Annotated in this window: 19 protein-coding genes; 12 read left to right on the top strand and 7 right to left on the bottom strand. The window is 66.7% G+C overall.

The genetic code is table 11. From position 1 onward, the window contains the following. Window positions 1-77 precede the first annotated feature (77 nt). The 3 genes from LWC34_RS24590 to LWC34_RS24580 form a co-directional block, all read right to left on the bottom strand. Window positions 78-1,391: a serine/threonine-protein kinase gene (locus tag LWC34_RS24590; protein WP_233727500.1), complete on the bottom strand. Its 1,314-nt coding sequence runs from the start codon at window positions 1,389-1,391 to the stop codon at window positions 78-80. 283 nt (window positions 1,392-1,674) lie between these two features. Continuing rightward, a complete protein-coding gene (locus LWC34_RS24585) occupies window positions 1,675-2,535 on the bottom strand; it encodes a hypothetical protein (protein WP_233727499.1) in 861 nt (286 codons plus the stop codon). Window positions 2,536-2,697: 162 nt separating this feature from the next. Next, on the bottom strand, window positions 2,698-3,618 hold the full coding sequence (locus tag LWC34_RS24580) for a hypothetical protein (protein WP_233727498.1): 921 nt from the start codon (window positions 3,616-3,618) through the stop codon (window positions 2,698-2,700). Between the two features lie 331 nt (window positions 3,619-3,949). Between LWC34_RS24580 and LWC34_RS24575 the strand changes: the two genes are divergently transcribed. Further along, window positions 3,950-4,099 (top strand): hypothetical protein, encoded by a 150-nt coding sequence (locus LWC34_RS24575; RefSeq protein ID WP_233727497.1) that lies wholly within the window; start codon window positions 3,950-3,952, stop codon window positions 4,097-4,099. 216 nt (window positions 4,100-4,315) lie between these two features. Here the strand turns inward: LWC34_RS24575 and LWC34_RS24570 are convergent, their stop codons facing one another. From LWC34_RS24570 to LWC34_RS24560, 3 genes are all read right to left on the bottom strand, one after another. Continuing rightward, window positions 4,316-4,624, bottom strand: a complete 309-nt coding sequence (locus tag LWC34_RS24570; protein ID WP_233727496.1) for a hypothetical protein — start codon at window positions 4,622-4,624, stop codon at window positions 4,316-4,318. A 74-nt stretch (window positions 4,625-4,698) separates the two neighbouring features. Continuing rightward, window positions 4,699-4,971, bottom strand: a complete 273-nt coding sequence (locus tag LWC34_RS24565; protein WP_233727495.1) for a chorismate mutase — start codon at window positions 4,969-4,971, stop codon at window positions 4,699-4,701. A 156-nt stretch (window positions 4,972-5,127) separates the two neighbouring features. Next, window positions 5,128-5,796: a DedA family protein gene (locus tag LWC34_RS24560; protein WP_233727494.1), complete on the bottom strand. Its 669-nt coding sequence runs from the start codon at window positions 5,794-5,796 to the stop codon at window positions 5,128-5,130. Between the two features lie 712 nt (window positions 5,797-6,508). Between LWC34_RS24560 and pcrA the strand changes: the two genes are divergently transcribed. The 3 genes from pcrA (at window position 6,509) to LWC34_RS24545 (ending at window position 10,159) form a co-directional block, all read left to right on the top strand. Further along, window positions 6,509-8,842: a DNA helicase PcrA gene (pcrA, locus tag LWC34_RS24555; RefSeq protein ID WP_233727493.1), complete on the top strand. Its 2,334-nt coding sequence runs from the start codon at window positions 6,509-6,511 to the stop codon at window positions 8,840-8,842. Between the two features lie 149 nt (window positions 8,843-8,991). Further along, on the top strand, window positions 8,992-9,705 hold the full coding sequence (locus LWC34_RS24550) for an aspartyl/asparaginyl beta-hydroxylase domain-containing protein (protein WP_233727492.1): 714 nt from the start codon (window positions 8,992-8,994) through the stop codon (window positions 9,703-9,705). A 199-nt stretch (window positions 9,706-9,904) separates the two neighbouring features. Then, window positions 9,905-10,159 (top strand): hypothetical protein, encoded by a 255-nt coding sequence (locus LWC34_RS24545; RefSeq protein WP_233727491.1) that lies wholly within the window; start codon window positions 9,905-9,907, stop codon window positions 10,157-10,159. On the opposite strand, the gene LWC34_RS24540 is transcribed toward LWC34_RS24545, so the two are convergent. Beyond that, the gene (locus LWC34_RS24540) at window positions 10,149-10,931 is read right to left on the bottom strand and encodes a M23 family metallopeptidase (protein WP_233727490.1); all 783 of its coding nucleotides are present in this window, start codon (window positions 10,929-10,931) and stop codon (window positions 10,149-10,151) included. The genes LWC34_RS24545 and LWC34_RS24540 overlap by 11 nt on opposite strands. 1,223 nt (window positions 10,932-12,154) lie before the next feature. On the opposite strand from LWC34_RS24540, the gene LWC34_RS24535 reads away from it, so the two are divergent. From LWC34_RS24535 to purH, 8 genes are all read left to right on the top strand, one after another. Continuing rightward, entirely contained in the window at window positions 12,155-13,960 is a 1,806-nt protein-coding gene (locus tag LWC34_RS24535) for a hypothetical protein (RefSeq protein WP_233727489.1), read from the top strand. Next, window positions 13,957-14,307, top strand: a complete 351-nt coding sequence (locus tag LWC34_RS24530) for a hypothetical protein (protein ID WP_233727488.1) — start codon at window positions 13,957-13,959, stop codon at window positions 14,305-14,307. Before LWC34_RS24535 ends, LWC34_RS24530 begins: the two co-directional genes overlap by 4 nt. A gap of 135 nt (window positions 14,308-14,442) precedes the next feature. Further along, window positions 14,443-15,621: an ADP-forming succinate--CoA ligase subunit beta gene (gene sucC / locus LWC34_RS24525; RefSeq protein ID WP_233727487.1), complete on the top strand. Its 1,179-nt coding sequence runs from the start codon at window positions 14,443-14,445 to the stop codon at window positions 15,619-15,621. A 5-nt stretch (window positions 15,622-15,626) separates the two neighbouring features. Then, window positions 15,627-16,511 (top strand): succinate--CoA ligase subunit alpha, encoded by an 885-nt coding sequence (gene sucD, locus LWC34_RS24520; protein ID WP_233728869.1) that lies wholly within the window; start codon window positions 15,627-15,629, stop codon window positions 16,509-16,511. Between the two features lie 284 nt (window positions 16,512-16,795). Continuing rightward, on the top strand, window positions 16,796-17,416 hold the full coding sequence (locus LWC34_RS24515; protein WP_233727486.1) for a DUF5336 domain-containing protein: 621 nt from the start codon (window positions 16,796-16,798) through the stop codon (window positions 17,414-17,416). 153 nt (window positions 17,417-17,569) lie between these two features. Continuing rightward, window positions 17,570-19,075, top strand: coding sequence for a cell division protein PerM (locus LWC34_RS24510; RefSeq protein ID WP_233727485.1), 1,506 nt, complete (start codon window positions 17,570-17,572; stop codon window positions 19,073-19,075). A gap of 41 nt (window positions 19,076-19,116) precedes the next feature. Further along, window positions 19,117-19,749, top strand: a complete 633-nt coding sequence (purN, locus tag LWC34_RS24505; RefSeq protein ID WP_235729935.1) for a phosphoribosylglycinamide formyltransferase — start codon at window positions 19,117-19,119, stop codon at window positions 19,747-19,749. After that, complete coding sequence (gene purH / locus LWC34_RS24500) at window positions 19,746-21,311, top strand: bifunctional phosphoribosylaminoimidazolecarboxamide formyltransferase/IMP cyclohydrolase (protein ID WP_233727483.1); 1,566 nt, start codon at window positions 19,746-19,748, stop codon at window positions 21,309-21,311. Before purN ends, purH begins: the two co-directional genes overlap by 4 nt. Window positions 21,312-21,337 lie beyond the last annotated feature (26 nt).

Genomic DNA, 21,337 nt, shown 5'->3' with positions numbered 1-21,337 from the left:
TCCCGTTACGGCTGGATGACTGCGACCAAAGGACCTTACTTATGTGTCGTTTGGACGCACCCGGAGGTTGCTTTGGTTTACGGAGTTGGTGGTTCTGTTGTTGAAGGTGTCGACCTCGGCGTCGAGCTCGTCGACGACGGCGGCCTCGAGCTGGACGGCGACGAGGACGATGAGCTGGACGTCGGCGAGCTGGACGTCGACCTCGGTGTCGACCTGGTGGTCGGCCGCTGTGAGGACGACGAACTCGTCTCGGTGTTCGTCTCGGTGTAGGTGAACGTCGGAGCCGAGGTGGTTGTCGTCTGTGAGCTGTTGATGTTCGACGGCTGCGGGTCGTTCCGCTTCTCGTCCCCGCTCGCCGCGATCAGCCAGCCGCCAAGGGCCAGCACCAGCGCGGCCATCACGGCGGCCAGGACGTACGGCCGCTTGGACTGCTTACGCGGCGGAGGCGGAGCGGCAGCGGGACGAACGCCCGTGCGCGACCGTGCGCTCGGCGGCGAGATGGCCCTCGTGCGCGGGTCGGTGTTCGACGGACCGGCGAACACAGTCCGCGTCTCCGGCACGTCCGGATGGTCACCACGAGCGACCGCGGCCAGCATGTCCCTGGCGTACGCGGCGGTCGGGCGATCCTCGGCTTCTGTGGCCAGCAGTGCGATCAGTACCGGCTCCAGCGGTCCTGCCAGCTGAGGCGGGTTGATCCGGCCAGCGGCCACCGCGTGCAACAGGCCGAGCGTGTTCTCGCTCAGGCCGAACGGTGGCTCGCCCTCGACCGCCGCGTACAGCGTCGAACCGAGGGAGAAGACATCTGTGGGTGGTGTCGGGTCCTTGCCGTACGCGACCTCAGGCGCCAGGTAGGCGGGCGTACCGGCGATCAGGCCGGTCTTGGTCACGGTGACGTCGTCACTCGCCCGTGAGATACCGAAGTCGGTGATCTTCACCGAGCCGTTGTCGGCGAGCAGGATGTTGCCCGGCTTGATGTCCCGGTGAACGATGCCCGCGGCATGCGCGGCGGCCAGCGCCGCCGCGATCTGCGCGCCGATCGCGGCGACTTCGAGCGGCGGCAGCGCCCCGCGCTCCTTCATCGCCGCGGCCAGGCTCTGGCTCGGGACGTACTCCATGACCAGCCACGGCGCGTCGTCCTCGTCGACGACGTCGAAGACCGTCACGGCGTTCGGGTGGTGCAGTTTCGCGGCGATCCGGCCCTCGCGCTGTACGCGTTCGAGTGCCTCGTTGATCTCGTCCTGTGACAGGCCGGTCTGCAGCAGGACCTGCTTGACGGCGACGACTCTGTTCAGCCGCTCGTCCCTCGCCTGCCAGACCACGCCCATGGCGCCGGTGCCGATGCGATGCACGAGCCGGTAGCGACCGGCTACCAGTCGGCCTTCGTCGCTCACGACACCTCCTTGCCCGCGAACTGCTCGCCGGCCATCTTCTCTTCTCAGGCGGACAACCCCATGGACCGCCTCCAGGCTATGCGCTCACTCTTCGCGCACGACCACAAGACCGTTACCTGGATACGAACGCCACCGGCGTGTCGGACTATCCGGCGCGGAGAATGAGACCAACGCCACACACCGGCCCATTCCTCGGGGCGCCGCCCAGCTTAGCCCGATCGGGGGTCACATTGGTGACACGAGGTGCTTGTCGCGTCTCAATCGGGCGTAACAGTTCGGCAGCCTAGCTCCGCTGAGCGGACACGATCTCGGCGCCGGTGATCCGCTTCGGTTGGCTGTCAGTGACCCTGAGCAGCTGCTGAACCCTCGCGGTGTCGCCGTCGGGCAGGATCATCTCGACGACGGCGAGCAACGCTCCGTCACCACGCGGCTGCACATCGACGACATGAATGTTGCGAGCTTGCGACCAAGAGTTCAGGAAGTGGGACAGATCGGTCTGCCGGAGCAGCCCGTCGAGCAGCCCGAGGGCCTGCTGCGGCTGGCTCGCCAGCAGCTTGTAGTACTCCCTGACCAACTCGACGTCGGTCGGCGCGGTGTTCGGGATCGCGGCCTGCGGCGTCGCGGGGCCGGACAGCTTCTTCGCGTCGACCGGACGGCGGCCGTTGTCGACGGTTGCCGAGGCGCTGCCCCTGTTGGGCGCGGGCATCTCGGTGGTGATCCGCGGCGCGTTGCCCGCGTTCAGCGTGAACATGTTCGGCAGCAGGGCCTGCTCGTTGGTCATCTCGGCAACCGGGCGGTCGACGACGTCCGGCTCGGACTGCCGCTTGGTGTTGATGATCGAGGCGGCGGCGACGGAAGCGACCAGCACCGCGGCGGCGACGCCGAGACCGGCGAGCTTGGCCAGCTGCCCGCTGCGGGCCGGCTGGCGGCGATGGTGGGTGTTCGGAGCCTGCGACGGCAGCGGCTGGGCCTCGCCCTGGTCGACCGGCGGCATCGGTTCCGTGTCGATGCCGGATGGCATCACTTCGGTGACGGCCTCGTCGCGGGCGGGGAGATGAACCGGGGTCGGCCGGTTCTTGATCAGCTCCGCAACGGTGATCGATCCGGCTCGGATGTGCCGGCGACCAGACGTCGGACGCTCCACTGGTTACTTCCTTGCGTGTGTGTCACTGCTACTCGGTTCATCGAGTCACGGAGGGCCACCTCAGGTTTCACCCGTTCGGGGATTTCCGTCGGCCTGTCTGTACCTCGACTGGGCCAGCGGTCACCGCTGGCACTGTCGGTATCGGCCTGTTCGGCCCAAGACTTAATGGGTAACTTCAGAACTGATTTTCGGATCTCTGCCTGACGTGAATTTCAGCCTCCTACGCTCGGTAAACGTAGTCCCGTCCCGTTTTGTGACGGTCACCTCACTGACCGTGGTCCCCTGGTTGGGGTCGATGCTGATCCGGCGGACCTGGACCTTCTTGATGTCGGCGTAGCGCTCACGAAACGCCTGCTCACCCTGACCGCGCATCTCACCGGTGGTCATCTGGTACGCCGCGTCCGGGTTGCTGGTGATGGCCGCGTAGAACGCCTCGGTCCGGTCACCGATCTGCTTCGCGTCGTTGGTCGCCAGCGCCCGCTTCGGCGTGGTCTCCCTGACCGGCGGGGTATAGGGCGGCGGCGCCGTGGAGCTGGAAGTCGGCGGGACGCTCGTGCGCACGCTGCTGCCCGCGGTCGGCGCGTTGCCTGAACCCCGGATGGACTGGCTGTGGCCCGGCACGACCGTGGACCGCTCCGCGCGGCTGGTGGCGGACCTCTGTTGGGAGCTTTGCGTGGCGCTGGGATCGTCGAGGTAGATCGCGCTCGGCACCCCGGGCAGCGCGTCGATGGTCTCGGTGCTCTTGGGCTGGCCGACCAGCGCGGCGGCCGCGAACACCAGGCCAAGCACGACGGCAAGCGACGAGCCGACGGCGAACCAGGCCGCCGTACGCCACGTCTTCGGCGGGGTGACGGAGGCGGGGATGGTGCCGAGGTCGAACTTGTGCAGGCCGGGAATGGTCGTCTCGGCCGCGGTCGGTGGCGGGACAGGGTCGGGGCGGGCGTGAGCGGGTGGGTGCACGTGCGTGACTTCAGGGGTCCACGTGCCCTGGGTATGCCGATGACGTCCGCGTTCTGGCTGATGCTCCCCGCTGGTCATGCTGATGTGACCCTTCTCACTGCCGGTCATGACGCGATTACTCATGATCACGACATGGCGACCGCACGAGTCGGAAGAAGGGACCCGGAAACGACGGGCCGCACGGGTCGCGCGCGGTCCGTTTCGGAGGGTCCGTCAGTGCTCACCTACGCCAGGGTATGCCTGACGCATCGCACGTAGAAACGCTGGTAAGCAACAACATTCGTTGCCACACGACCGGGTGAACTCCCTTGACAGTGTCTGATTGTCCGCGCTCCGCGCGGACGGGCTTTGTCGCCAAAGCCGGTCATTTCCACCCCGCCCCACGCTGCCGACACCGCTCAGTGCCTGCTTGCCGCTGTGGTTGGGGCGGCGTCGGGCGTGTTGCGTGGCGTAAATGACCGGCGCGACAAAGGCGCGGCTGGCGGGCAGGGCGGGATGGCGTGAGTGGCTGGCGCGACAAAGCCGCGGCTGGCGGGCAGGGCGGGATGGCGTGAGTGGCTGGCGCGACAAAGCCGCGGCTGGCGGGCAGGGCGGGATGGCGTGAGTGGCTGGCGCGACAAAGGCGCGGCTGGCGGGTAAGGCGCAGCCGGTGGTGTCAGTGGCTGGCGCGACGAAGCCGGGGCTGGTGGGCGCGGCGGGGCGGCGTGAATGACCGGCGTGACAGAGCCGAGGCCCGACACCCCGTCTTCTCTGCGGGGTGCCTGCGTTGAGGCCGGGCTCGGGGCCCCGGGTCCTGCTTCTTCGAGCTTGACCGGTCGGTCTACTTTTCGGTCTTGTACTTCTTCTGGGTTGACTCGAGCGACTTCACGGCTACGGCTCCCGAGCCGCCGCCGATCAGAATCGCCAGGATGTCGACGAACCCGCTGCCGCCGGTGAGCAACAGTCCGAGCAGGGCTCCGGCTGTCGTCACACCGGCGATCGGCCAGCGGGAACGGACGTATTGAGCGATCGGCCCGCCACCCGCGCGCTTGTTCGCCGCGTTGTTCAGCAGCGTCAAGTACCCGACGTGGGCAAGGGCGGCCACAAGGGCCACGATGACGATGATCACGGCGATCAAGTCCAGCACCATGGTTCCAGTGTGCCTCGTCCGCTCGACTGCTCGGATGGGTGATCGCCCTGATATTTAGTTGAGTTTGATCGGGCTTAGCGCCCTAGTCGGCCTCGGCCGAGGTTGAGCAGAGCCATCGCCAGCTGACGACCTTCCGGCCCAAGCTCCCGGTAGCGCGCCAGAACGTCCATCTCCCGGTTGTAGACGATGCGCGGGCCGCCCGCGGCCATCCGTGCCGCGCCGATCGTCTTCGACACCTCGACCCGGCGTTTCACCAGCCGCAGGATCTCGGCGTCGAGCCAGTCGATCTCCTTGCGGAGCGCGTCGATGTCTTCCGAGGCGGTGCCGTTCTCGGTGGTTGGGGTCATCGGCTTTCCTGTTCTACTTGGAGCCTGCCCCGGGAGTGCGAAACCCCCGGGGTCCGCGGACTCCGGGGGCTTCGTGGTGTCTGGTGGCGTCAGAGAACCACGGGAGCCGGAGTCCGGGTCCCGTAGAAAAAGTAAAAGCGCTCTGTCCGCACCCAATCATCTTGACACAACCGCGGTGCGCACGTCGAGCGCAGGCCTCCGTTCTTGGTCAGCGCGCTCGTCGGCGGCCTTGTCGAACCGGCGGAGCAGCTTGGTCATGATGATCCCGCCGATGATCACGCCACCGCCGACCATCGCGAAGGACAGCAGGCCAGGGTCGATGATCTGGCTCGCGCCCGACAACGCGGCCCCGACCGCGGTCCACAGCGCCGCCCACACCACCGCGGAGATGGCCGCGTACGCGGTGAACTTCCGCAACGGCATCCGCAACGTCCCGGCGAGCACCGGTGCCAGCGTGTGCGCCACAGAGACGAACCGCGCTGTCACCAGGAGCCAGCCACCTGATTCCCCAACCAGGTGCTCGGCTTGTGCCCACCGCTTCGGGCCAGCCTTGCGACCGACCCAGCCGTGCTTGATCGCGGGCCCCGACCAGCGACCAAGCGCGTAACCACCCAACTGGCCCGCAAGGCATCCCACGGCCGCCACCGCCCCGGCTAGCGGCGACCATGCGACGTGCAACACCCCGATGCACGCGCCAACGAGCACTTCCCCCGGCAGGACGACGCCGATCACGACGCTCGTCTCGAGGAACGACAGCACGAAGATCGTCACCAGCACCGCGACCGGTGACAGCGCGGTGAGGTCTGGCATCAGGTCTTCGAACACGTTCCCCACTCCCCGTCCGTTGCTCTGGCCAACTCCTGTTCAAGACTGTCGCCCGCGGCAGGCGAATGGATCAGGGATGAGCCCCGGAAAACCCCGGAAACAGACCCCGAACTCCTGATGAAGCCCCCTGAGCACAGAAGTACTCCGCCACACGCCACTCGTGCGAACCATTTATGAGCTGGTTCTATGCCTGACGAACTTGGCAAGTCCGCGCCACGGGCTTCGTTGCCGTGAAGGCCACCTTGGCGGCGTTAGACGCGCGAGGGCCTCCCTTCGCGCGTTAGACGCCAATGTCAGGAACTAGGGTTCGGAGTTTGGTTGATACCCGAGGCGTGCGCGAGCCGTTGACCTGCGAATATTTGTGGCTAACGCGGGTGGGTCGCTGCTGGAACTGACTACCTGGGCGAGGGGTGCGGGCATCGCGTGGCGTTCAGGGGTGCGAGGGTCGAGATTGCTGCGTTGAACGCCGCGAGGGTGGCCTTCGCGGCACTACGTCCCGTAATAGGTGGGGCTGATGTGACATGTGTGACTGACGAGGCGAATTCCTGTCCTTAATGGACCTTGAGATGCTCGCAAGCGGCCAGCGCAAGGACTTGGTTAAGTTCCTGGCATTGGCGTTCAACGCGCCAAACTCGGCCCTCACAAAGACCGAGTGCACACATGTGCGAGGCGGTCCCAGATTTGTCGGCACGGGCGAGTACCTTTAATCGCGATGAGCGCCTTGTTCGAGCTTCCCGGCACCACACCTGTCAACCCGGCCGTCGCCGCCCTGCTTGAGGGACTCAACGACCGGCAGCGTCAGGCTGTCGAGCACGCGGGTACCCCGCTGCTCGTGGTCGCGGGCGCTGGCTCGGGCAAAACCCGGGTACTGACAAGGAGAATCGCCTACCTACTGGCCGCGCGGGACGTGCATCCCGGCCAGATCATGGCGATCACGTTCACCAACAAGGCCGCCGCCGAGATGAAGGAGCGCGTCGCCGATCTGGTCGGCGGGCGCGCCAAGTCGATGTGGGTCTCCACGTTCCACTCGATGTGTGTGCGGATCATGCGGCGCGAAGCCAAGACCATCGGCATGTCGTCGAACTTCTCGGTGTACGACTCCGACGACACCCGCAGGCTGATCACGTTGGTGGCCAGGGATCTCGACCTCGACCCGAAGCGGTATTCCGCGCGGTCGCTCGCCGTGCAGATCTCGAACCTGAAGAACGAACTGATCGACTACGAGGCCGCGGCTTCCCGTGCGTCCAACGACTTCGAGCGCCGCACCGCCGAGGTGTACGCGGTCTACCAGCAGCGGCTGCAGCAGGCGAACGCGTTCGACTTCGACGACCTGATCATGAAGTCGGTCGAGCTGCTGCAGACGTTCCCCGAGGTCGCCGAGTACTACCGGCGCCGCTTCCGGCACGTGCTGGTCGACGAGTACCAGGACACCAACCACGCGCAGTACATGCTGGTCCGTGAACTGGTCGGGGTCGGCGCTGGCGACATCCCGCCCGGCGAGCTGTGCGTCGTCGGTGACGCGGACCAGTCGATCTACGCCTTCCGTGGCGCGACGATCCGCAACATCGAGGAGTTCGAGCGGGACTATCCGGACGCGACCACGATCAAGCTCGAGCAGAACTACCGCTCGACGCAGACCATCCTGTCCGCGGCCAACGCGGTCATCTCGCGCAACCCGGGTCGTATCGACAAGCGACTGTGGACCGACTCCGGCGAGGGCGAGCGGATCGTCGGCTATGTCGGCGACAACGAGCACGACGAGGCGGCTTTCGTCGCCGGTGAGATCGACAAACTGGTCGACCACGGCGACGCGCGCAACGGCGACATCGCGGTGTTCTACCGGACCAATAACCAGTCCCGGGTCTTCGAAGAGATCTTCATCCGGCTCGGGCTGCCGTACAAAGTCGTTGGCGGAGTTCGGTTCTACGAGCGCAAGGAAGTCCGTGACGCGTTGGCGTACCTGCGGGTGCTCGCCAACCCCGAGGACACGGTGTCGCTGCGCCGGATCCTGAACGTGCCGAAGCGCGGCATCGGTGACCGGGCGGAAGCCGTGGTCGCGACGCATGCCGAGCAGCAGCGGATCTCGTTCAACGCGGCGCTGCGCAAGGCCGCTTCCGGCGAGGTCCCGCTGCTCAACCCGCGCTCGGAGAAGTGCATCGCCGGGTTCGTTGAGTTGCTGGACTCGCTGCGTGAACTGGTCGACGACGGCGTGGCCGAGTTGCTCGAAGCGATCATCGACCGCACCGGCTACCAGGCCGAGCTCGAGGAAAGCGAAGACCCGCAGGACGCGACCAGGCTGGACAACCTCCGCGAATTGATCACTGTGGCCAGGGAGTTCGCCGAACTCCCGCCCGCGATCGAAGACGAGGAGACCGTCACGCCGCTCGGCACCCTCGAAGGATTCCTTGAGCGCGTGTCGTTGGTCGCGGACGCCGACCAGGTGCCGGACGCGGATTCCGACGGCGTGGTCACGCTGATGACGTTGCACACCGCCAAAGGCCTCGAATACCCGGTTGTGTTCAGCACCGGCTGGGAAGATGGGATCTTCCCGCACATGCGGGCGTTGTCCGACCCGGTCGAGCTGGCCGAGGAACGCCGCCTGGCGTACGTGGGCATCACGCGAGCCCGTGAGCGGCTGTACCTGTCGCGCGCGGTGATGCGGTCAGCGTGGGGCCAGCCGTCGACCAACCCGGCGTCCCGGTTCCTCGACGAGATCCCGGCTGAGCTGATGGATTGGCGTCGTATCGAGTCGTCACGCCGCACGTCCGGCCCATCGACGGCGACGACGTGGAGCCGCTCGGGCTCAGACTCTGCGCAGGCCAGGATCGCCAAGCAGGGCATGCGATCCACGTCGTTCAAGGGCTGGCAGGACACGCCAGCGTTGAAGCTCGAAGCAGGCGACCGCGTCAACCACGACAAGTACGGCCTCGGCACAGTCGTCGCGGCCGACGGAACGGGCCCGCGCGCGACCGCCACGATCGACTTCGGCAGTTCGGGAACGATCCGGCTGATGCTGATCGGCAGCGTGCCGATGGTGAAGCTCTGACAATGTAGCTAGCCCCACCATTCGACCTCTGGGCAACCCGACTCCTAAGGGTTTGTTCAGGGGTCGTTGCGGGTGTTCCCCGATGCGTCTCCCCGCCGCCTGCGGCCAGTATCGAGATCACTGGTCGTACTTTTCTGCAGGGGGCAGATGTGAATACCAAACCCGTTCAAGAAGCTGTCAGCAAGTGGTTCAGGCAGACGGCAGGTGGTGACCAGCGTCCGGTACTTTTCGACATCGACGAGACATATCCAGCGCTGCGGAGCCTGGACAATTCTTACGCTGATATCCGCAGCGAGCTCGACGAGGTCCTCGCTGATCGTACGACGCTGCCCGCGTATCACGATTTAGACCCTGACCAGGCAAGCATCTCGAACGCGACGCCGAACGAGTGGAAGATCTTCTACCTGTGGGCGATGGGTGAGCGGGCTGAGCCGAACGCCTCGAAATGCCCTCGGACAACGGCGCTTTTGGCATCGATCCCTAACGTCTTTCAGGCGTTCTTCTCCATTCTTGAGCCCGGGAAGTCAATTCCTGAACACGAGGGCCCGTACTGTGGGTACTTGCGCTACCACCTCGGGCTGAAGGTGCCGGAGGATGCGCCACCGAGCATTCGCGTAAAGGACCATTGGTACACCTGGCAAGAACGGCAGAGCGTCCTGTTCGACGACAGCTGGAACCATGAAGTCGTCAACGAAAGCAGCGGTGAGCGAATTGTCCTGATTGTCGACGTGCTGCGACCGATGCCGCTGCCTCAGACGATCGTGAACAAGGGCGTCGCGCTCGCCGCCCGCTACGTCTACGGCCGCAAGGTCCTCGAACGAGCGGCAAAGCCCAGTGAGCAGCCAACCCCGGCCACGGCCTGACCGGCAAACAAGCGCCTCAGTCAGACCGGCCCTGCACGCCAACATCCGGGAGCCGCGGTCAGACCGGTGCCGAGACCGTGAAATCTTGCCGACGAGCGCCAGTCCGGCCAGAGCCATCGACCATCAGTTCTAAAATTGTCAGACCCCTGTGCTTGACTGCGGTCATGCCAAAAAACAGCACCAAGCAAGGGGTAACCCAGTGGACGACATCTTGTTCCGCGCGCTTGCGGACCGCGTGGGTGGCTATCTGGACGGCGTCGAGCGCCTGTCTGCGGCGCAGCCTGTCGAAGTTGGCCGGGAGCTACGCAGACTCGTCGGAGCCTGGCGGTCATTGCTTGGCCAGCACGCGCCCGCTGGTCGTAAACGACGTTGCGTCGGCTGTCAGTCGCCCCGCGGCTCGCCTGCCATCTGTTCGGCCTGGCGGGTCGCCGGGGCGTGGTTCGTCAGAGCCTGATGCCCTTCTGGGCGCACCAGCTGGCCGGGTTCATCTTGCGGCCGTTGGCGTCCCAGATCTCGAAGTGCAGGTGCGGGCCGGTGGACTGGCCACGGTTGCCCATGCGCGCGATCTGGTCGCCCGCCTTGACCTTGGCGCCTTCACGCACGCCGATGGTGTCCATGTGGCCGTAGACGCTGATCGTGCCGTCCGCGTGCTGGATGCGAACCCAGAGGCCGAAACCGCTCGCCGGGCCTGCCTCGATCACGACACCGTCGGTGACCGCGCGGATCGGGGTGCCGATCCGGTTCGCGATGTCGATGCCGAAGTGGGTCGTGCCCCACCGGGCGCCAAAGCCGGAGGTGAAAGCACCTTCCGCTGGCCGGACGTACTTGACGCGGGCCTTCTCGGCAGCCTCAGCGGCTTCCTTCTGGATCTTGGCCGTGCGGTTGGCGATGAGCTGCGCGCTCTGCGTGAGCTTGCGGGCTTCTTCGCCTGCGTCGCTGACCTGCGCGACGGTGAGGATCTCGGGAGCGATGGTCGCGCCGCGACTGTCGCCACCGACGCCGAGTGCGGCGGAGGCGTCCTGCGCGTTCGCGAGCGGGGTGACGTCACCATCGGTCGTGGCGGCGCCGCCTTTGAGCGTTTGACCAGCTGCTGCAGCTGCGAACGCGCCAAGCGCGACAGCTGCGACCACAACACGACCGCGGAGTGCGGACGGTGGCGCCGGAAGCCGGTGCGCACCACGCTCTACGCGATCGTCGGCGGAGGGGCGTTCAAGCGCCTCCACCATCACTGCAGACTGCTGCGGCCCGCCGGGGGAGCGGTGTCGAGACAAAGCCTGCCCTTCTGCCTCGGGGAGATCCGGGCGGCAACCTCGGCTCGCGGGGACGAGCTCTGGCGTGGACACCGGGCGGGGGATCCCGGGTGAGTGGTTTCGGGGGAACCACTCGTGTCCTGAGCCGTGACCGGACCGTGACAACGGACCGGGGGACAGTAACCAAGGGAGACAGCGGAGGGCAACTTCCCTGAAGGATCTTCTGCCGATCGAGGGGAGCCCATAAGTCACTGATCAGTAACTATTACCCAAAGTTAAGGCGATATAACACGCCAGGATGTGACCTGCGTTACGCCAACCGGGCGGTTCTGGACGTTCCCCGGTCGCCCCCGACCGCTCACCGCACAACCGGCGCCGCTACTCGATCCGAAAACACGCCATGCGCCACATGCAACCCGCCGGCGACTTCACCCCGCGTCGCCGGCCATCCCCGCATGCCCGTTACCCCGTCCGGCAGACCTCCCGACCATTTCCCCTGGTCGCCAGGCCTACTGCTTGCCTCGTGCCCTTAAGACGCCCCGATGACCGAGAAGGTTGTCACCGTCAACCCACGAACTCGAAGAAAGATTCCCACCGCCAACCCACACAGACCACACCAACGATGAGGTACTGCCCTTTCCCCCACCCTTCGAGGGGATAAAGGGCATGCCCTGGAATGTGCGGCATGCACCCGGGTAACCACGTGACGTATCGCCGTGAGCGCAGCGAACAGGCGGGAAGTCGGTGACGGGTGCCCGCGCGTGTCTGCCGCTCCGGCATGGCGTGTTGAACGCGAGCGGCGCACGGCGGCGAGTGACCCGGCTGGTGGCGAGTCGAGCAGTTTGACTCGCCGTGCCGGTGGGGCGGACACGCGGTAGTTCATCCCAGCCAACCCGGCTGGACCTGGAAGGCAGCCGGAGTTCGGGTCTGTCGGTATGGCGGGTTCGACGAGGTCGGGGCTTCCACTCGCACGGTCTCTGGCCTTGCTCCGCCCTGGCGCGTGTCCACCGTTCCGTCACGGTGAGTCAAACTGCTCGACTCGCTGTCGCTGTGGCTTCTTGCCGCCGTTGCGCCGCTCGCGGGTTCAACTCACCATGACGGAGCCGGTGGACACGCGAGGCTGCGCGTGACCTGGTGTGTTGGGTTGTGCAGGTGTGGCGGGAGATTCGGGGTGTGATCGCCTTGCTAGGTTCGGGGTGATGAATTCGCGGATCCGATCCTCGGACACTCAGGTGGGGACCGGCCCGACTGCTGGTGAGACTGGAGACCTGGTGCCGGAACGGCTTGAGGTACCGGCGTTGTTGAAGGTGGCCGTCGTGGTGGCCGCCGCAGGCGCGGCTTTGCTGGCGGCAGGTCCCGGTGTCGGCGTGCTGCAAGGCGCGCCCCCGGCGGCGTACGCCAGCGGCCCTCTCCTTATTGCTCTCGCTGTGGTGCCGGTCCTTGTCGCCATCGCCCTTCTGATCGCCCGTAGGCCGGTGGGCGCGGCTGGCGTGTTGGTTGGTGCCGCGTTCCTCGCCCCGGGCCGGGCATTCGTCGACCTTCAGCTCGCGGCGGATGCTTTGGTGGCGTCACGGCCGGAACTGGTTGTGCCGACCGAGCTTGTGCCGCTGTCGGCTGCGACGGGCACGTGGTTGTTGATTGCCGGGCATGTCCTCACGTTGGTGGCGGGCGGCATGGTGATCGTGCGTGCGGGCGCTCAGCCTGGGACGCCGGTCGCCGCGGAATTTGAAGACTCCGAGCCGCGGAAGCGGCTGCTTGGGTGGGCTCTGGTGTTCGGTGGGCTCGCGACCGTCGGGTTGTTGATGCCGCCGTACCAGTCGGGCAACGCCTTCCTTCTCGACCTCGATCTGACGAACGGGCCGGGGCTTGTGATGGTCGGCGGGCTGCTGATCGCGCTCGCGGCCTTGCTCGGCTGTGTGTTCGCCGGTACCGCGCGGACGCCGAAGATGGGTCGCGGTGTCCTTATTGGTGTCGCGGTCGCGATCCTTGCTGTCGTCCTTCCTGGACAGATCGCCGCGCTCACAGTGGACTGGCTTGAGGCCGACTGGCGCTCCTATATGGCCACTGTCGGCGCCCTCGGCTTGATCGTCGTGGCTGTGTGGCCAAGCGGGCTTGCTCTGAAACGCAAGGAGAGCCAACCGCTCCAAGAGAGCCGGGCGCACGTGATCGCCGGTGTTCTGGCAGTGATAGCTGGAATCGCCGCGATCCTCGGGCAGGCGACCTCTCTGTTCGTCGTCGAGATTCCGACCGACGTTCCGATCAACCAGACCGATGAGCTGATCATCCTTTCCGGCGCGCGCCCTGATTCGTTCGCGAACCGGCTGCTGTTGCCCGCCGGGATCCTGGTGATCGTGCTCGGTGTGCTGCTTCTCATCAAGCCGATCTCCCGGATCTTCCGGCCGATGCTGAGTGTCGCGTGGGTCGGCATCCCGCTCGCGGGTTTCCTGGCGTTGGACGCGGTTGTCACGGCCACGTCCACAAGCGGTGCGATCCGTGCGGGTGCCGCGACATGGTGGACGTTGGTCGCGGTCATGTTCGCCGTCGCCGCCGCGATTACCGCTGGCGCTGCCGGTGCGATCGAACGGGACGACGTCGATCTGACCGAACGCTCGTCGAACATCGTTTTGATGGCGCCCATCGCGGCCGCGATGTTGTTCGCGGTCGGTGCGTTCGGATTGCCCGCGATGCGCGCTGATCACTATGCGGCGCCGGGGATCTGGTCGAACTTCCGTGTCGCGTCCTGGGGTTTGATCATCGCCCTGTTGGCGGTCCTCATCGCTGCCATCGTCGCGTCACGCAGTCGTCCGGCGCGCGGAGCGGCGCTGTTGTTCGGCGCGGCTGGGCTGGTCGCGGTTCATGCGTTGGAGGTTCCGATGACGGGTGCGCGCGCCGAGGGCGCGACGGCCGCCGCGGGGACATGGTTGGCGCTAGCGACGATCGCGGCCCTTGTAATCAGTGCCTTCGTGGCTTTGGCGGTACGGCCAGAGCCTTCGAAACGGCGATGATCAGACTTCTGCTCGTCGAACTCGAACCCGACGACATCGAGACCCAGACGTTGGCACGCGCGCTGCGCGACAGCGGTGTCGAGGTCGTCTACGCCAAAGCCGGGTCGGCCGACGAGATCGCGAGCGCGGCCGAACAGGAGGACGTCCGCGCGGTCGGACTGGTTGTCCGGAGCGACGAACATCGCCTGATCGGTACAGAACTGGCCGCGCGGACCGTGGTGTTCGCCACTGCGGAGGGCGACGAACAGGCCCTCAAAGCCGCCGGAGTCAACGCGATTTTCCGGCCAGGCAACGCAGAGGGCGTTGTGAGCTGGGCAAGCGCGCTCGCGCCCGATCACGAGCGGTGACCGACCTCACCAGTACCCAAGGCCCGGCCGAAGAAGCTGGTCGCTAGGGTCGACAGGTCCCAGCGCAGTTACATACCGACCCCCTGCGGGGGTCGCCCACCCCCACCGCGGGCAACGGTGGAGCAGGAGCTCTCAGTGGACCTGTACGAGTACCAGGCGAAGGACGTCTTCGCCGCCCACGGAGTGCCGGTGCTGCCGGGCTCCGTGGCTGACAACCCCGAAGACGCCAAGGCGATCGCGGCCGAGCTCGGCCAGCGCGTCGTCGTCAAGGCGCAGGTGAAGACCGGTGGCCGGGGCAAGGCGGGCGGCGTCAAGCTCGCCGACGACCCCGAGGACACCAAGGCGAAGGCCGAGGCCATCCTCGGACTGGACATCAAGGGCCACGTGGTCCGCCGGGTGTTGGTGACCCCGGCGTCCGACATCGCCGAGGAGTACTACTTCTCGTTCCTGCTCGACCGCGCCAACCGCAAGTTCCTCGCGATGGCCTCCGTCGAGGGCGGAATGGACATCGAAGAGGTCGCGGCCACCAAGCCGGAGGCGCTGGCCAAGGTCCTGATCGACCCGATCGAGGGCGTGGACCTCGCCAAGGCCAACGAGATCGTGGCGCAGGCGAAGTTCCCCGAGGCGATCGCGGGCCAGGCCGCCGAGGTCATCGTCAAGCTGTGGGAGACCTTCGTCGCCGAGGACGCGACGCTGGTCGAGGTGAACCCGCTGGTCCGTGACCCGCAGGACAAGATCATCGCGTTGGACGGCAAGGTCACGCTGGACGACAACGCGTCGTTCCGGCACCCGGGCCACGCCGACCTCGTCGACATCGCCGCGGAGGACCCGCTCGAGGCCGCGGCCAAGGCCAAGGACCTCAACTACGTCAAGCTCGACGGCCAGGTCGGCATCATCGGCAACGGCGCGGGCCTTGTTATGTCCACTTTGGACGTCGTCGCTTACGCGGGCGAGAAGCACGGCGGGGTCAAGCCTGCCAACTTCCTCGACATCGGTGGTGGCGCGTCGGCCGAGGTGATGGCCAACGGGCTGGAGATCATCCTGTCCGACCCGGACGTGCGCAGTGTCTTCGTGAACGTCTTCGGCGGCATCACCGCGTGCGACGCGGTCGCCAACGGCATCGTGCAGGCCTTCGCGCTGCTCGAGTCGCGCGGCGAGGCGGTCAGCCGCCCGATCGTCGTCCGGCTGGACGGCAACAACGCCGAGGAGGGTCGCCGCATCCTCACCGACGCCGCGCTGCCCGGCCTCGAGCAGGTGGACACAATGGACAACGCGGCCGACAAGGCTGCCGCACTTGCACATGCGGGGGCGTGAACGAGATGGCCATCTTCCTCAACGAGAACTCCAAGGTCATCGTCCAGGGCATGACCGGCTCCGAGGGCACCAAGCACACCAAGCGGATGCTCAAGTCGGGCACGAACATCGTCGGCGGCGTGAACCCGCGCAAGGCTGGCACCGAGGCTGACATCGACGGCACGCTCGTACCGGTGTTCGGTTCGGTTGCCGAGGCGATGGAAAAGACCGGCGCGGACACCTCGGTGATCTTCGTTCCGCCGAAGTTCGCCAAGGACGCCGTGATCGAGGCGATCGACGCCGAGATCGGCCTCGCTGTCGTGATCACCGAAGGAATTCCGGTGCACGACTCCGCCTACTTCTGGGCGCACGCGGTCGCGAAGGGCAACAAGACCCGGATCATCGGCCCGAACTGCCCCGGTGTGATCTCGCCTGGCAAGTCCAACGCGGGCATCATCCCCGCGGACATCACCGGCCCCGGCAAGATCGGCCTGGTCTCCAAGTCCGGCACGCTGACCTACCAGCTGATGTACGAACTGCGCGACATCGGCTTCTCGTCCGCGGTCGGTATCGGCGGCGACCCGGTCATCGGCACCACGCACATCGACGCACTCGCGGCCTTCCAGGAGGACCCCGAGACCGAGCTGATCGTGATGATCGGTGAGATCGGTGGCGACGCCGAAGAGCGTGCAGCGGCGTACATCAAGGAGAACGTGACCAAGCCGGTCGTCGGCTACGTCGCGGGCTTCACCGCGCCCGAAGGCAAGACCATGGGGCACGCCGGTGCGATCGTGTCCGGTTCGGCCGGTACCGCGCAGGCGAAGAAGGAAGCCCTTGAGGCCGCTGGTGTGAAGGTCGGCAAGACGCCAAGCGAGACCGCCGCGCTGGCACGGGCCATCGTCGAAGGCTGACTTGACAGCACACCGACACGAAGAGTGATTCACTGACAGGGCCGGGCGCTGGTGTAGCGTCCGGCCCTGCCCTATGCAGTAACCGGAACAATCGGGAACCGCGTTGTGCCGGACTGCGTCAAAGGTGGAAAAATTCATCCGAACTATCGCGGTGAGCAGCAGCTGAGGAGAACCACGCGATGACCTACCCGAGCGGAGCGCCGGGCGGTTACCCGGGTCAAGGCCCGCACCAGCCCCCGCCCGGCCCACCTGGTTACGGTCCACCGCCCGGTCAGGGCGGCGGAATGAAACTGAGCCTCCCGCAGATGCTCGCGCTCGGTGCGGGCGGTCTCGGCGTGCTGAACCTGTTCCTCGGCTTCGCGCCGATCAGTTCCGGCGCCAGTTTCTACGAGGGCGGCCTCGCGTGGGTCCCGGCGCTGCTGGCCGCTGGCGGTCTCGCCGCGCTGCCGGTGATCCTGCCTGGTGACAAGGACAAGAAGGCAGGTGTACTGCCGATGGCGCTGACCGTCGGCGCCATGCTCGCCTTCCTGTTCGTGGTGTTCTCCTTCGGTGGGAGCCTTGCCGCTGGCGGAATCATGGTGCTGATCTTCAGCATCCTGCAGGCCGGTGCCGCGGTTGCCGCGTTCCTGTTCGAAGAGGGCATCATCAAGCCGCCAGCGCCGAACCCGTACGGCGCCCCGAACACCGGTGGCTACCCGCAGCAGCAACAGCAGCCGCACGGCGGATACCCGCCAAGTGGCCAGTTCCAGGCGGTTCCGCCGCCCGGTGCCGCGCCGACCGTGCAGCACCCGCAGCCCGGACAGTTCGGCGGGCCTGGCCAGCAGACGCAATTCGCGCCGCAGCAGGGCCAGTTCGGTGCTCCCGGCACCCCGCCGGGTGGCTACCCGCAGCAGCCGCCGCAGTAACGATCTTTGCCGACGGGCGGGCCGTGATCTTCACGGCCCGCCCGTCGTCTTATGTAGACACTCTGTGAGCAGCGCCGACAGGGGTTCACTTGATCGGCTGACGAGCGGCGCGTTGTCCGGCGGCTGGCCCGCGACGGCTGTCAGGGTGCGTGCATGTCGCTGTACCCGCCCGATGTCGACGACGACGTGGACGAGCCTGTCCGCAGCCGGGCGCGGGTGCTGTTCGTCGCCGGAATCGGCCCGCTGTTCGTGGGTTACGTGGGTGTGGTCGTCACGCTCGCGCTGGTGATCTCGGTCGCGACAAAAGCCGACGTCTCCACGCTGGCCGTGTTGTCCGCGGCGATGCCGGGCTGGCTGGCCGCGTATCAGGTGCCGTTGACGCTCGATGGGCATGACCTGGGCGCCTTGCCGCTCCTGCCGACGCTGTTGATCATGATGCTGATCGGCCGTGCGGTCACGAACGCCGCCGATCGCCTGGGGATCGAGTACGCGCGTGACACCTTGCCGATCATCGCGACCGTCACGACAACGCACGCCATCGCGGGCGTTGTGCTCACCGAGGTCACGTCGCTGTCGTCGATCGCGGCCGGATTGCTTGTGCCAGCTGGGATTGCCGCGTTGTCTGCGGTGATCAGCCTTGCCAGGCAAGGGTATCTGGATGATCTGTTCGACCGGATCGACGAACTCGCGGTACACGGCTTGTGGGCCGGGCTGATCGGTCTCGGCGCGATGATCGGTGTCGGCACCGGGGTTTTCCTGCTGGGGCTTGGCATGTCCTTCACCACGGCCGCCGATTTGTTCGCGCCGGGGATCGGCGACAGCGTCGGGATGCTCTTGCTGTCGGTCGCGTACCTGCCGAACGCCATCGTCGGCGGGATGTCCTTCGCGGCAGGGCCTGGCGTGACGATCGGCCAGCTCACCGCGACTCCGCTGCATTTCGCAGGTGGTCCGTTGCCTGGCGTGCCAGTGCTTGCCGCCGTGCCGGAGTCGGGCGCGCCTTGGTGGCCGTTGTTTTTCCTGCTCCCGCTTGGGGTCGGCGCTTTCGTCGGCTGGTTTTTGCGTGACGTCAGCGAAGATCCGATCGCGCGGCTGCGTGCTGTGGGAGCGGCTGCTGTCGTCGTGGCCGGTGGTTGCCTGCTTCTTGCCATTGGCGCAGGTGGGCGGCTCGCGGAGGGGATTTTCGATCCGCTGAGCATGCATCCGTGGAGTCTTGGCTTGGCGATGTTGTTGTGGATCGCCCTGCCAGCGGCGACCGTGGCCTGGTGGGCCGGGCCACGCCTGGTGCTGGAGCCGTCGCGCGGGTTGCTCGACGACGCCATCGAGGCCGAGGCAGCCTCGGATGCCGAAGACGATGACGCTGAAGAAGATGACTCCGAAGAGCCCGGCGACCCGGAGGAACCGGCCGCCGAAGCCGACGACGAGCCCGAAGACCCGGAAGACTCAGAAGACCACCCCGAGCCGGAAGGCACGGCAGAGTCCGGAGGCCTGCGAGACAAGTCCGGCGCCGGGCCGGAAGACAAGACTGATACCGCGGCTGGCGGCCTGCGCGACAAAACTGACACTGTGCTGGAAGCCGAGCCCGCAAGCCGCCAGGACAAAACCGGCACCGCGCCCGACGCTTCCACCGAGCCGGACCTGCCGGACGAGATCGACAAGTGAGCACATAGGCTGGCCGTATCCGACCAGGCCAGGAGATCACGCTGAGCGCTCACCCGACATCTCTGCCCACCCCCGCCAAGGTCGTCGTGCTCGTCTCCGGATCGGGCACCCTGCTGCAGGCGCTGCTGGACGAGACCCGCGACGAGACGTACCCCATCGAGGTCGTCGCGGTCGGTGCCGATCGCACCGATATCGAAGGGCTCGCGCGCGCCGAACGCGCCGGAGTGCCGACGTTCGTTGAACGCGTGCGTGACCACGCCGACCGGTCCACCTGGGACCAGGCGCTCGCCAAGACCGTCGCGGCCTACGAGCCCGACTTGGTCGTGTCGGCCGGCTTCATGAAGATCCTGGGGTCGGCGTTCCTGACCCAGTTCGCTGGACGTGTCATCAACACGCATCCCGCGTTGCTGCCCGCGTTTCCCGGCGCGCACGCGGTCGAAGACGCCGTCGCGTACGGCGTGAAGGTCACTGGCTGCACCGTGCACCTGGTGGATACCGGTGTGGACACCGGACCAATCCTCGCCCAGGAGGCGGTGCCGGTCGAGTCCGGCGACGATGTGGCCGGATTGCACGAACGGATCAAGACGGTGGAGCGTCGGCTGCTGGTCGACGTGCTCGCGCGGCTGGTGCGCGACGGCTACACCGTGGATGGACGAAAGGTGAGCATCCCGTGAACTCAGAGACACGTCCGGTGCGGCGTGCGCTGATCGGCGTCTCGGACAAAGCCGGTCTGCTCGAGCTTGGGACCGGGCTGCACGCGGCCGGAGTGGAGATCATCTCCACCGGCGGGACCGCGAAGGTGCTCGCCGACGCCGGCGTGCCCGTGACGCCGGTCGAGCAGGTCACCGGCTTCCCCGAGTCGCTCGACGGCCGGGTCAAGACCCTGCACCCGCGTGTGCACGCCGGTCTGCTGGCCGACATGCGCCGCCCAGAGCACGTCCAGCAGTTGGCTGACCTGGACATCAAGGCATTCGACCTGCTCGTGGTGAACCTGTATCCGTTCGAGCAGACGGTTGCTTCTGGTGCGTCGCCCGACGAATGCGTCGAGCAGATCGACATCGGCGGCCCAGCGATGCTGCGCGCGGCGGCGAAGAACCACGCGTCGGTCGCCGTGGTGATCGACCCGTCCCGATACAACTGGGTTCTGGAGAAGGTCAACTCCGGCGGCTTCACCCTCGAAGACCGCAAAGCCCTCGCGCTGGAGACCTACCGGCACACGGCGTCCTACGACATCGCGGTCGCGTCGTGGATGGGCAGCGTGCTGTCGCCGGATGACGAAGGCAGCAACTTCCCCGGCTGGGTCGGCGCGAGCTGGAAGCGCTCGAACGTCCTGCGCTACGGCGAAAACCCGCACCAGGGCGCCGCGCTGTACACCTCAAGCCACGGCGGATCCGGCCTGGCGACCGCAGAACAGTTGCACGGCAAGGAAATGTCGTACAACAACTACGTGGACGCCGATGCCGCGTACCGCGCGGCGTACGACCACGCCGAGCCTTGTGTCGCGATCATCAAGCACGCCAACCCTTGCGGCATCGCAGTGTCCACAGTGAACATCGCTGAGGCGCACCGCAAGGCGCACGAGTGCGACCCGGTGAGTGCGTACGGCGGCGTGATCGCCTCGAACCGCGAGATCTCACTGGACATGGCCGAGCAGGTCGCCGAGATCTTCACCGAGGTGATCCTGGCGCCTTCGTACGCCGAGGGCGCGGTGGATGTGTTGACCCGCAAGAAGAACATCCGCATCCTGGTCGTACCGGAGCCCCGGCGCGGCGGAGCAGAGATGCGTCCGGTGTCCGGCGGACTGTTGCTGCAGACCAAGGACACGCTGCAGGCAGACGGCGACGACCCGGCGAACTGGACGCTCGCCACAGGCGAGGCCGTTGACGAAGAAACATTGGCGGACTTGGCTTTCGCTTGGCGCGCTTGCCGTGCGGTGAAGTCCAACGCGATCCTGCTGGCGTCCGGTGGCGCGACCGTTGGCGTCGGAATGGGCCAGGTGAACCGGGTCGACTCGTGCCGCTTGGCGGTGACGCGGGCCGGGGATCGGGCCAAGGGTTCGGTGGCTGCTTCGGACGCGTTCTTCCCGTTCCCTGACGGACCACAGGTTTTGATCGACGGTGGCGTGAAGGCGATCGTGCAGCCCGGTGGTTCGATCCGGGACCAGGAGACCATCGCGGCGGCGGAGGCCGCGGGCGTGGCGGTCTACCTCACCGGCACCCGCCACTTCGCGCACTAAAAGCTCGTGAGTGGTTAGCCGTGTTA

This window comes from Kibdelosporangium philippinense (assembly GCF_021390435.2).
Classification (GTDB): domain Bacteria; phylum Actinomycetota; class Actinomycetes; order Mycobacteriales; family Pseudonocardiaceae; genus Kibdelosporangium; species Kibdelosporangium philippinense.
The sequence above is the reverse complement of the archived record's forward strand: the minus strand, read 5'-3'. Positions and strand labels throughout refer to the sequence as shown.

Excerpts from the sequence above, each read along its gene's own strand:
- LWC34_RS24535 (WP_233727489.1), top strand. The coding sequence starts at position 12,155 with ATGAATTCGCGGATCCGATCCTCGGACACTCAGGTGGGGACCGGCCCG.
- LWC34_RS24515 (WP_233727486.1), top strand. The coding sequence starts at position 16,796 with ATGAAACTGAGCCTCCCGCAGATGCTCGCGCTCGGTGCGGGCGGTCTC.
- sucD (WP_233728869.1), top strand. The coding sequence starts at position 15,627 with ATGGCCATCTTCCTCAACGAGAACTCCAAGGTCATCGTCCAGGGCATG.
- LWC34_RS24510 (WP_233727485.1), top strand. The coding sequence starts at position 17,570 with ATGTCGCTGTACCCGCCCGATGTCGACGACGACGTGGACGAGCCTGTC.
- LWC34_RS24565 (WP_233727495.1), bottom strand. The coding sequence starts at position 4,971 with ATGACCCCAACCACCGAGAACGGCACCGCCTCGGAAGACATCGACGCG.
- LWC34_RS24575 (WP_233727497.1), top strand. The coding sequence starts at position 3,950 with ATGACCGGCGCGACAAAGGCGCGGCTGGCGGGCAGGGCGGGATGGCGT.
- pcrA (WP_233727493.1), top strand. The coding sequence starts at position 6,509 with ATGAGCGCCTTGTTCGAGCTTCCCGGCACCACACCTGTCAACCCGGCC.
- LWC34_RS24540 (WP_233727490.1), bottom strand. The coding sequence starts at position 10,931 with ATGGTGGAGGCGCTTGAACGCCCCTCCGCCGACGATCGCGTAGAGCGT.
- LWC34_RS24530 (WP_233727488.1), top strand. The coding sequence starts at position 13,957 with ATGATCAGACTTCTGCTCGTCGAACTCGAACCCGACGACATCGAGACC.
- LWC34_RS24570 (WP_233727496.1), bottom strand. The coding sequence starts at position 4,624 with ATGGTGCTGGACTTGATCGCCGTGATCATCGTCATCGTGGCCCTTGTG.
- LWC34_RS24580 (WP_233727498.1), bottom strand. The coding sequence starts at position 3,618 with ATGAGTAATCGCGTCATGACCGGCAGTGAGAAGGGTCACATCAGCATG.